Origin of the sequence: Chroococcidiopsis sp. [FACHB-1243] (assembly GCF_014696895.1) — a bacterium.
Classification (GTDB): domain Bacteria; phylum Cyanobacteriota; class Cyanobacteriia; order Cyanobacteriales; family Chroococcidiopsidaceae; genus Chroococcidiopsis.
In genome coordinates this window covers 1-12,240 of sequence record NZ_JACJQX010000059.1, presented here as the reverse complement: position 1 = coordinate 12,240, position 12,240 = coordinate 1, and the positions used below count along the sequence as shown (strand labels likewise).

At 45.4% G+C, this 12,240-nt stretch carries 5 protein-coding genes; all 5 read left to right on the top strand.

Annotated features, from left to right (window positions below; translation table 11 throughout):
• The first annotated feature begins 103 nt into the window (after positions 1-103).
• The 5 genes from H6G17_RS28605 to H6G17_RS28585 all read left to right on the top strand — a co-directional run bounded on the left by H6G17_RS28605 (position 104) and on the right by H6G17_RS28585 (position 12,166).
• Complete coding sequence (locus H6G17_RS28605; protein WP_192161940.1) at positions 104-661, top strand: DUF11 domain-containing protein; 558 nt, start codon at positions 104-106, stop codon at positions 659-661.
• Positions 662-912: 251 nt separating this feature from the next.
• Complete coding sequence (locus tag H6G17_RS28600; protein ID WP_192161939.1) at positions 913-2,442, top strand: DUF11 domain-containing protein; 1,530 nt, start codon at positions 913-915, stop codon at positions 2,440-2,442.
• Positions 2,439-6,608 carry a TonB-dependent receptor gene (locus H6G17_RS28595; protein WP_199317073.1) on the top strand — a complete coding sequence of 1,390 codons (4,170 nt, stop codon included), beginning with the start codon at positions 2,439-2,441 and terminating at the stop codon, positions 6,606-6,608. Before H6G17_RS28600 ends, H6G17_RS28595 begins: the two co-directional genes overlap by 4 nt.
• Positions 6,605-10,330 (top strand): SdrD B-like domain-containing protein, encoded by a 3,726-nt coding sequence (locus tag H6G17_RS28590; RefSeq protein ID WP_192161938.1) that lies wholly within the window; start codon positions 6,605-6,607, stop codon positions 10,328-10,330. Before H6G17_RS28595 ends, H6G17_RS28590 begins: the two co-directional genes overlap by 4 nt.
• A 147-nt stretch (positions 10,331-10,477) precedes the next feature.
• A complete protein-coding gene (locus tag H6G17_RS28585) occupies positions 10,478-12,166 on the top strand; it encodes a serine/threonine-protein kinase (protein ID WP_192161937.1) in 1,689 nt (562 codons plus the stop codon).
• The last annotated feature ends 74 nt before the right edge of the window (positions 12,167-12,240 follow it).

The window sequence follows — 12,240 nt, the reverse complement described above, 5'->3', positions numbered from 1 at the left end:
ATTTTAGCCTCAAGTGCTTTGCAATATTCCTACCTCTCTGTTAGATCCGTGCCTTAAATGGGCAAATTAATGGATAGATTTGAATCATCAGGAGACTGTCACAATGAAACATTTGTCAATGTTTGGCATAGCTGTTGCCGTATTATTATCTGCACCTCTAGGCGATCGCATCGTTAGCGCCCAACAACAGCCAAAAGCAACAGTTCAAAACATTCAATCTCAACGCCCCGTACAGTTAAATCTGATGGCAGAAAAGAAAGTCATGCAGAAAGACGCGCAGGGCAAGCCAAAAGCAACTTGGCAAGCAATGCGGGGAAAAGTTACGGTTTTTCCAGGGGATGTGATTCGCTATACTGTGCGCGGTGCTAACAGTGGCGATCGCTCAGTCAAAAATCTCGTCTTAACTCAACCAATTCCCAAGCAGACGACATATATTTTGAATTCTGTTACTATTAACCATCCTGGGGTTGCGGTCACTTACAGTATCGATAATGGCAAGAGTTTCGTAGAAAAACCAATTGTAAAAGTCAAATTGGCTGACGGTAAGGTTAAAACCGAGCCAGCACCAGCAGAACTCTACACTCATATTCGCTGGAAATTTGACAAAGCAGTTGATTCTAGCAAGTTGGTTGGTGCAGCTTATCAAGTCAAGGTGAAATAAATACCGATCCCCCTCAATCCCCCTTTATAAGGGGAACTTGGAAAGAGCGATCCCCCCTTATAAAGGGAGACTTGGAAAGGTTGAACCCCCCTTTTTAAGGGGGGCAGGGGGGATCTAAAAACTCTACTAGGTCAAAACAATACTGCTCAAATTTTTTCTTAAATAACAGCGATCGCCATTACACAATTGACCTAAATCAACATCGGCTCGTCCTCCAATTGCGGGCAAATAAAATAATTATCCAAACGCAGATGCAACCTCCGAACCGATTTTTTAATTATTGGTTGCGACCAATAGCAACAGCTCTTTTAGCTGGAGCTGTCTTAGAAACTTTACTAACTGGTCTAATTCAAGCAGGAGTAGCAATTGAAATTACTAATCAAGCAACTTATAGTTATGAGTTTAATAACGATAAATCAGAAATTAAACAATCAATTCAAACGACAACAAATAAAATTTCTGCTTCAGTAGTCACCACGGATTTAATAGATCCTTTAGGAAAAATCACAGGCTGTGCTGGTGAAACTTTGCCTAACTATACAGGATTTAGTATTGGTCTGTACGAGCCAAATTCTCAAGATGCAACAGCAACAGAAATTGCTGAACCTGTATCTCTCACTCGTACAGAATCACCAGATATTGCTAACAATAATATTCCCAGAGGGTTAGAGCCAAATACAGAAAATAGCAATCCTTTTTTCCTCACCAATGGCAAAGAAGGAACTTATAATTTCCTTCTCGATCCTCAGCGGGGTCAGTTGGATCGCGGTAAAACTTATATTTTATTAATTCATCCCCCCGATAAATCAATTTATGACGAGCGCCGCATCAAGCTCACAATCGGAGAACGGGACGATAGAGTTGTTGCTTATACCGCTACCTCTTTAGACGGCAAACCAATTAGTGCTACTGACAATCGCACGTCTATTAACGGAACGATTGACATTGAAAATGCCGAACGAATTGGATTAGTCTTAGCCGTTTTAGATTTGGATACAAGCGTTTGTCAAGCTCAAGAAGTACAAGTTGTCAAAACAGGCGATCGCGCTACAGCCGAGCCTGGAGATACACTTATCTATCGTCTCTCAGTCAAAAATCTCAGTAGCAGCCCGCTAAAAAATATCGTCGTCACCGATACCTTACCTCTAGGTTTTACCTTTATACCTAAATCCGTGCGGGCAGAGTTGGGCAAATCTCCAGTTGTCATGTCATCTAGTCACGATGGCAGAACGATCTCTTTACGTGCAGAGGGAATAGAACTACCAAGTAACGCTACCAACGAGCAAGTTCTGAATATAGCTTATGCCGCAGTCCTCACGGCTGACGCAGTTCGCGGCACGGGTGAAAACCTGGCGAACGTGACCGGACAGCGCATTGATAATAACCAAACAGTCAAAGATGGTCCCGCCGTTCACAGATTACGGATTAACCCAGGCATTTTGTCAGATTGCGGCACGCTGATTGGGCGGGTATTTGTAGATAAAAACTTTGATGGCGAACAGCAGCCAGGAGAACCAGGAGTTCCCAATGCGGTAATTTTTATGGATGACGGCAACCGTATTACTACCGATCTTCGAGGGCTATTTTCCGTTGCCAATGTCATTTCTGGTTATCGCACGGGAGTTTTAGATTTCAGTAGCGTACCTGGCTACACCATGGCTCCCAACCGCCGTTTTATCGAACGCAACAGTCAATCTCGTTTAGTGCATTTAGAACCTGGTGGAATGGCGCGGATGAATTTTGCTGTGACTCCCATCGTGAAGGAGGCAAAGCCTAAATGAAGTGGAGAACGCGATTTTTCAATGCCTTCCTAGTAATTACTACGGTGAATGCGATCGGTTTGTTGATTCTGCCTAAAACTGCTAGAACAGAACCGCTACCAAATCAAACAGAATTTGGTACTTACGTAGCAGCATTACCAATCGAATTGAGGCAAGTACAGCGATCGGTGACAGAAAAGCGCTGGCACGATTATATTGCTGCATTACTTGCCCAACCTGAGACATCTGTACCTGTCGAGAATACCCAGGAATTTGGCACTTACGTAGCAGCATTACCGATTGAAGCCGTTGCAACACCACCCTCAGAAACAGACCGACAGTTGCAACAACTGCTGGTGGCGTTCCTCGCTGCATCTGAGACAGCAACAGTACCTACGCCAGATTTCGGGAACGACACAGTTGCATTACCGATCGCCTTAAATCGAGAACAGACAGTTACGGATTTTCCAGAGGCTGAAGTTGCATTACTCTCTTTGCCAGCAGCGTCAGATGTCATCGAAAATACTAACACTCCATCTCAGAACGTACCACCAGAAGCGATCGAACAAACTACAAATATCCCATCCCAGAGCGTACCGCAATCTGAGGCAGAGCAAAAGTACGCTAACTATTTGGTTGCTTTACGGGAACAAAACCAGTCACCAAACTCGGAAAATACCGATTCCCAGACAACTTCCACTCCAAGTTCAAACGACCTAAAATTTCTTTCGCCGCGATCGAGCCAAGTCTTGGATGTGCCAGCTACTACGGTGACAGTGCAGTCTCCTGCAAATATTCCCGTAGAACTGTCAGTAAATGGCGAACTAGTCGATACATCTTTAATTGGTGGTACAGAAACAAACAACACGGTAAATTCCGTGACGCAGACATGGTATGGCGTGCCACTCCACCAGGGAGAGAATAACCTCACACTTAAAATTAAGACTGGCGATCGCGCTGGAGAATCAACGATAGTTAAAGTCTACGTGCGCGGTAATACCAAGCAAATCACCGTCCAAACTAAAGAGACGCGCATTCCCGCCGATGGGCGTTCGACAGCAAAGATCGAAGGGCAGCTACTCGATGACAAAGGCAATCGCACCAACGAAGATGCGATCGTCACTCTTGATGCTAGTGCTGGGGAGTTTGTCGGTAAGGATGCTAAACCCGATATTTTAGGATTTCAAGTTCTGGCACGCAAGGGACAATACTCGGCTGAGCTGCGATCGGGGTTGCAGGCTCAAACAGTCAGGATTCGTGCTGAAGCTTTTCAATTAGAAGCATATACCCAATTTCAATTTGAAACAAATCTGCGCTCTAGTCTAGTTACGGGTGTTGTTGACTTGCGTTTAGGTGCGAGAGGAACTGATTTTTACAAGAGTTTTCGCGACTTTTTACCCCCCGACGAAGACAACCGTACCGAACTGAGTTTTCATACAGCAGTTTTTGCTACAGGTAAAATTGGCGAATGGTTGTTTACGGGTGCGTATAACAGCGATCGCACCCTGAATCAAAAATGCGACGGCACTTCGGGTTTGTTTCGAGATTATCAAGTCTGCGATCGCAATTACCCCGTTTACGGCGATAGTTCTAAAGTTGAGGCTGTCACTCCTTCTCAAGATAGTTTATATCTGCGCTTTGAGCGATCGGCATCCATTCTTGGAGCTGAGCCTGACTATGTGATGTGGGGAGACTACGATACGAAAGAGTTTGCTCGCTCCTCACAAGAATATACTGCAACTTCTCGCAACCTCCACGGATTCAAAGCAAATTACAATCTGGGCGATTTTCAACTCTCCGTATTCTACGGCGATAACGTTGAAGGTTTTCAACGCGATACGATCCCGCCTGATGGTACGAGCGGTTATTATTTCCTCTCGCGACGCTTGCTCATTCCTGGAAGTGAAAACATCTCGATTGAAGTTGAAGAACTCAATCGCCCAGGTACGGTGTTGTCACGTCAACAACTGATTCGAGGTAAGGACTACGATATTGACTACGATCGCGGCACGTTGTTATTTCGCGAACCAATTTTCCGCACGGCTGTAGATGAAAATGGACAAGTTTTGGTACGGCGAATCGTTGCCACTTATCAGTATGAGAGCCAAGAAAAGGACAATCGCATCTACGGTGGTAGAGTCCAGTACAACATCTCGCGACAACTTGAGAATGAAAGTTGGCTCGGTGCAACATATTTAAAAGAAGAACGTGGCATTCGCGACTTTGAGCTATACGGTGCGGACGCGCAAATTGCGATAAGTGATAAGATACATTTGATTGTCGAATACGCTCACTCTCAAAATGATTCAGAAATGATGGGAGAAGTCAGCGGTTCGGCTTATCGGTTAGAAGCAGAGGGAGAGATTGCCCGAGGGATTCAAGGTCGAGCTTATTGGCGCTCTACCGATACAGGTTTTAGTAACAACGCGACAACTAGCTTTGTCCCAGGACAAACTCGTTATGGAGCGCAGGTTACAGGACAGGTTACGCCAAAAACGAATGTTCGGTTGCAGTACGACCATGAAGACAATCGCGGCATCGCACCTCAACCGTTAGATAATTTTACCGATTTATTTTCACCCCGTTTGGAGGCGATTCCAGGTAGTAAGGTTGACAACTCGCTGACAACGATTACAGCGGGAGTACAGCAGCAGATTGGTAAAGCCGACCTCACATTAGATTGGGTGCATCGACATCGAGAAGACCGGATCGAACCGAATGCTTTGAGCGGTACATCAGACCAGTTGCGATCGCGTCTCAAGTTACCTTTAACTGAAACTCTCACTTTTTTAGCGCAAAACGAACTAACCATTTCTGACGAAGAAGATGCTGTTTATCCAGACCGCACGATTGTAGGATTAGATTGGAAAGTTGCACGAGATTTGAGCATCCGCCTCGCCCAACAGTTTTACAGTGGCAGTCAGAATGATGGTAACTCGATTACCAGCCTCGATTTTATCGGCGAACGCAAATTCGGTACGGATACCACTCTCAACGGGCGTTACTCCATTTTAAATGGGGGTGACGGGATGACAACGCAGGGCGCGATCGGCATCAAACAAGGTCTGACCATTGCCCCTGGATTAAAGCTGGACTTGGGATACGAGCATGTATTTGGTAGTTTCTTGAATCGAACTGGAGCAGGTAAGCAGTTCGTGCAACCTTTTACAACGGGGCAAAGTGCCTCTTCGATTGGAGTTGACTCAGGCGATAACTACCACATTGGCTTAGCATACACGCCTAGCGACGATTTCAAAGCTAGCGCTCGTTACGAACATCGAAATTCTTCTGGTGGTTCTAATACAGTGATTTCCGCAAATGTAACCGGAAAAATTTCTCCCGCGCTAACGGGTTTGGTTAACTATCAACAGGCTAATGCTTCTAACCAAAGACTCTCAGGGTTGGGAGATACAGCTCACTTAAAAGTGGGATTAGCATATCGCAACCCGAATAACGATAAATTTAATGCTTTGTTACGTTATGAATATCGCAAGAATCCTTCTACAATTCCCGATACGATTTTACTCGGCAGCGGTACGAGTTCCAAAGACCATACTTTTGCCCTAGAAACTATTTATGCCCCTAACTGGCGATGGGAACTTTACGGCAAGTATGCGATTCGCCACAGTACGTCTTACTTAGCAGCAGATTTAGTCAATTCCAGTACGATTAATTTGGGACAATTACGAGCAACTTATCGCTTGAACGACAAAATCGATTTGGTCGGTGAAACTCGCTGGATTAATCAACCTTCAGAAGATCGCAGCGAGACGGGTTTCGTAGCTGAAGCAGGCTACTACCTGACACCAAATCTGCGGTTATCGGCAGGATATGCTTTTGGTCATGTGAATGATGACGATTTTAGCGGTTCTCGTTCTGCTGGTGGGGCTTATTTTGGTTTAACCGTGAAATTGAACGAATTGTTTGATGGTTTTGGGTTGCAAAAACCCGTTCCTGCACCACCACAGAAATCTAAAGTTCAGCCGATCGCCAAAAAACTAAAACCTCGCCCTTCAACTGCAACGAGTACGCAACAGCTACCAGAGCCAAACTCGAAGCTACAACAATTGCTCGATCGCCATCAAACGCAACCAGTAGAAACATCAGTCCCGAATACACCACAACTAACTGAATCATCACAAGACACCAATCGGGAAGTAAGACCAGATGGAGGTGCGAGACTGTGAAATTTTTCAGAGAATTAAGCGCGATCGCATTAGCATCTGACGCTACACATAAAGGCAAAAATTTGACACTGCGGAAATTTTTTCTAGCTACGGCTAGCAAGTATGTTGGTTCGGGTTTAAGCGCAGGCGCGATCGCTCTGGGGACAATTAGCCCCGCCGCAGCACAACAAGCCATTACTGGACTCAACACTACCACCCAAACAGCTACAAGCAGCAGCTACAGTACTACTTCTACCAATCCCTGTACTCTCCCTGCTGGTTACACTTGTGGCAATAATATCACTCTTACATTTGGAGTTTCTAATAATCTCAAGCTGACAGGATTTGTTGCCACACAAAACTACTCCATACTGAAATTAGTTGACACGATTAAACTACAACGACGCGACAATGCTAACGCCACGGGCAACAAACAAGTCGTTTTCTTTGAGTACAACAATACTACCATCGAGAACTTAAAACCTAGTGCAGCAACAACAATGGATGATATACTCCTCGACGAGATTATTAATCGAGGTGCGGACAATGTTTTTGCTAATCAGGGCAATGGGGTAGGTAACAACAATAATATTGAACGGATTGATTTCCTGATTTCCGGCGGACTAACAGTTCCTAGTAACTCCAGCACTAGTGTTGGCTTCCTAATCTTAGATCGAGGTGGCAACGACTCATTCAGAATTGCTGCAATTACCTCTGTTGATGCTAGCGGCAATCCGAATGGATTCGGTTCGTTAGTCCGTGTTAACTCTGGTGTTACTCCTAGTCCTTGGGGGCGGGTAGGACCATCCATCAATACTACTGTAATGCGAAGGGAGCAAACTGAAACGAATTTCAGACCTTCAGCTCAGACTACGAACCAAAATATTAGTGGAATTTATTTCTCACTCTCTAGTCTTGGCGTTAATGCTGGTGAAACGATCTATGGCTATGCTCTTTTCGCAGATGACATTGACTCATCCTACAATTTAGTTAACTATAATAGCTTTCCCACAACTACGAGTGAAGCATCAACAGGGGGTGGTGGACTCGATTTGATGGCAGGGGGTGGTATTTTTACGCAAAACGGTCTTCAAAGCATTTCTGGCACTTTATACCGAGACAACAACAGCAATAAAACCTTCAACGTTGGCGAACCACCTATAGCAAACATTACTGTTAGGCTTTTAGATAGTACTGGCACAAATATTCTTGCTACTGCAATTACGGATGCTAACGGTCAGTACTCTTTTGTAGGTGTTGCCAGTGGTGACTATATTGTTCAAGTCGATACTAGTGATTCTGACATTCCTGCTGGGTGGGCATTAGATACACCAAATAACTTAGCTGTTAATGTTGCTAGCAGCCCAGTTACAGGGAAAGACTTTGGGTTTGAACTCACGCCCGCCCTTACCGTCACCAAAACGACAAGCACGCCTGTTGTTGCCGCAGGAAGCACCGCAACATACACCATCACTGTCTCTAATGCCGCAGGGAGGGCAACAGCCTCAAATGTCAACATTGCCGATACCTTGCCCAGTGGCTTTACTTATGCCTCAACAGGTACAGTCACCTTGAGTGGAGGTGCTACCCGTCCCTCGACCACAAATCCGACAACAGGAGCAACAAACCCCAATTGGAACAACTTCACCATTCCTGCTGGTGGCAGCGTGTCTATCACCTTTACGGTTAGTTTTGGTTTAGGCGTAATAGCCGGAACTTATCAGAACCCAGCTACAGCAAACTACAATACTCCGTCAGGAGCTAGCGGTAGTAGTAGCTACAACTCAGCTTCTAGCACGGGTGAAGATGTAGTTGTATCCGCAGTCGTCGGACAATCCTTTGCCTGCGATGGCAGATTTTATCAAGTCCGCGTTGTCGGTAGTGGATTGTCAGCACATTCGGAGCTTTATAGAATCGATCGCATTCCCGACCCCTATCAACACACGCTGATATTAAACCCTACACCAGCCGTTAAATTGAACGCTTTGGGTCATAATCCAGTTGACGGCTACTTGTATGCGATCGAGTATGGAACTGCTGGAACTAATAAGCTCTATCGTTTGACTCAAAGCAATGCTACCTTTATTGGCAATGTTAGTAATCTGCCCGTAGGTCCCTACTCTGCGGGTACTTTTGATGCAGTAGGAAATTATTATGTAGTCCCAGACAACGACAGCACCAAAATTTACCAAGTCGATGTCAACGCCAAAACTGCTACTGCTATTAACTTATCAGCACCAATGAGCGTTGGTGACATTGCCTTCAATCCTATAGATGGCAAGATGTATGGGGTGTTGTCTGGTAATCTTTACCAAGTTACCATCAGCGGTAGCTCGGCTAATGTGTCTGTAGTTGGCTCTACCGGAATTCCCTCTGAAACACCAATTGGCAGCGTCTTTTTTGATGCCTCCGGTACGTTCTACGGTTACAGCAGCTTTGGTTACTTCTACCAAATCGATCTCACAAATGGTACTGCTACTGAGATTAGCAACACTGTATCGGCTTCGCAGAGTGATGGAAGTAGTTGTCCCTTCACGCCACAAAAGCTTGACGTAGTGAAGTCGGCTGGTACAGTTACAACAGTCAACAATACTACGTTCGATATACCGTATACGATCGCAGTTAAAAATACGGGTACTGAGGCTGCGTCCAAGGTGCAAATTACCGAAAATTTAAATCTAACTTTCAATACAGGTAATCCCACAATTACGATCCAAACTGCTCCTACACTAGGCGCAGGTTCAGGTACTCTAACTCTCAACCCCAGTTTCAACGGTACGAGTGACTTCAAATTACTAGCCGGAACAGACACGCTAGCACCAGGACAAGAGCGCACCATCACATTTACTGTACGACTCACCTATTCCAACACCGCTTCTGTGCCAAGCAACACGGTACAAGAAAATACTGCATATGCCAGTAGTATTTCTGCTAATGTGGCTAACCCTGGCTTTACCTTTGCAGGTGTCAACAGTGACGTTCCCATTCCGCCACCAGATTTATTGACGAGCGATTTGTCAACTGACTCTCCAACTCTACCCGTTGCACCTCATGGCGATATGCCAACTCCTACACCGATTACGTTGCCATTTATCAGCAATCCTAACGTGCTGTTGGTCAAGCGGATCACTAAGATTAACAATGACACAACAAGTTTGAATGGTGACGATCTATCCAGCTATTTCGACGATCTAAGTAATCCTTACGATGATAACGATATTACTTTAGCTAACCCAGTTCCACCCGAACAGCCCGATACTGATAAGTGGCTCGATGCTGACAATAACGGTCAACCTGATGATTTCCTCATTGGTGGTATTGATGGCGGTCAGGTTAAACCAGGCGATGAAGTTGAGTACACTATCTACTACCTGTCAGCTGGTAATAATACGGCTCAAAACGTTTTGTTTTGCGATCGCATTCCCGCGAATATGAGTTTTCTTACTACTGGGTTCGATAGCTATCCCGTGCAAGCATCTGGGGGGTTACAAGGAGTAGCACGGGGGATTCTCTGGCAATATAACGGGACGACTGAATCGTTAACAAATGTCAGCGATGGGGATACGGCAATGTATTTTCCCCCAGGAGTTGAGCCGAGTAGTGTCTATCCTAATGTTAATTGTCAGGGTAGCAATACCACTGGGGCGATCGTGGTTAATTTGGGCGATTTAATCAATGCGACTGCGCCTGGAATTCCTGCAAATGCCTACGGATTTGTGCGGTTTAAAGCTAAGCTCAACTAACCCGATCTTTACCTAGTCGTGTAGTAGAGCTTCCCTGCTCCCTACTCTCCTGCTCCCCTACTTCCTGCTGTAGTTTTTCCCTTAATAGCTAATTGCCTGTTAAATCTGGGAAGACTAAATACAGACTCCATAAGCCGATTCCCAGATATGAGTTACTGCTTGAATCCAGACTGCCAGAACCCCCAAAACTTAGATGGAAGAAAGTATTGTCTCGTCTGTGGCTCCAAGTTGCTGCTCAAAGACCAATATCAAGCAATTAAACCAATCGGCAATGGTGGTTTTGGACGCACCTTTTTAGCAGAAGATGCCAATCGTCTCAATGCCCTTTGCGTGATCAAGCAGTTTTTTCCTCTGCCCCACATTCAAGGCAATATTGAGGCAATGGCAAAGGCTACTTTGTTGTTTAAGCAAGAAGCCAGACAGTTATTAGAACTAGGGGAGAAACATCCCCAAATTCCAACTTTATTCGGTTATTTTGAACAAGAACAACGCTTGTACTTGGTACAACAGCACATTGACGGGCAAGATTTAGAAAAAGAATTAGAACAGCAAGGATCGTTTAACGAAGAACAAATTCGGGCGCTGATGCAGAGTTTACTGCCCGTACTGCAATTCATTCACCATTGCGATGTGATTCATCGGGATATCAAACCGACTAATATTCTACGTCAAAAAGTTGATAACAAATTCGTCTTGATCGATTTTGGCGTAGCAAAACAACTTGCTGGGACGAGTATCTCTGCTGCTAGTACCAAACCAGGAACCGAAGGATATGCCCCCATCGAACAATTACGCGGTGGTAGGGCGTTTCCCGCTAGCGATATTTACAGCTTGGGTGTCACCTGCATTCGCCTGATGACAAATGCAGAACTCGATGAAATTTACAATCCTCTAGAAGGAAACTGGATGTGGCGACCCTATTTGCAGCAAAGGGGTATTGATGTCTCAGATCGATTAAGTGACATTCTCGATCGCATGTTGCAAGAATACGTCCAGCGTCGCTATCAATCAGCAGAAGAGGTACTCAAAGACCTCAGCGAACCAATTGTCGCACCAGCACCAGCACCAGCAACCGCAGCATTACCACCACCACCACCGCCGCCACCACCACCGCCACCTGTAGAAATTAAACATTGGCAGTGCGTGCATACTTTAACCGGACACTCAGGACAGATTAGAGCAGTTGCGATTAGCCCAGATGGACAGTTAGTCGCCAGCGGCAGTGCGGACAAAACCATTAATATGTGGGAGTTGGATAGCGGTAGTTTAGTTTACTGTCTTAGAGACCATAGCAACTGGGTGCGGGGATTAACTTTTAGTCCTGACGGCAAATCTCTTGTTAGTTGCAGTGCCGATAAAACTGTCAAGATCTGGAACGTTAATAGTGGCAAACTGATTCAAACTCTAGCCGGACACGCGAATGGAGTCAGCGCGATCGCGACAAGTCGTGATGGCAGGGTGATTTTTAGCGGGAGTGACGATGGCACGGTGAAGTTGTGGGATTTATATACAGGTAATCTCATGTACACCTTGACAGGACACTCGGGTTATGTCTTATCGGTTGCCAATAGTCCAGATGGCAAAGTTTTAGCTGGAGGCTGCGGCGAAGTTATTCGTTTGTGGGACTTACACAAAGAAAAATGGATTGGCGATCTGACTGGACATTCTGGATGGGTGCGATCGATTGTTTTTAGTAAAGATGGACGCACCATCGTCTCTGGCAGCGAAGACGGCACGATTAAGATGTGGCATGATAGTAAGCTAACTCACACGCTAGAAGGTCATACTAGCCGTGTCAGCGGTGTTGCTTTACTAACCAGAGCAGGGATTAGTTAACATAAAAAAGTAGCTAAGTCTGGAGTGTGCCATGAAACTCAAAGACGCTCGCCATATGTCAGCCTCTGCCCAAG

Bases quoted from the DNA above. Each gene is read 5' to 3' on its own strand.
- H6G17_RS28605 (WP_192161940.1), top strand. From the start codon at position 104: ATGAAACATTTGTCAATGTTTGGCATAGCTGTTGCCGTATTATTATCT.
- H6G17_RS28600 (WP_192161939.1), top strand. From the start codon at position 913: ATGCAACCTCCGAACCGATTTTTTAATTATTGGTTGCGACCAATAGCA.
- H6G17_RS28595 (WP_199317073.1), top strand. From the start codon at position 2,439: ATGAAGTGGAGAACGCGATTTTTCAATGCCTTCCTAGTAATTACTACG.
- H6G17_RS28585 (WP_192161937.1), top strand. From the start codon at position 10,478: ATGAGTTACTGCTTGAATCCAGACTGCCAGAACCCCCAAAACTTAGAT.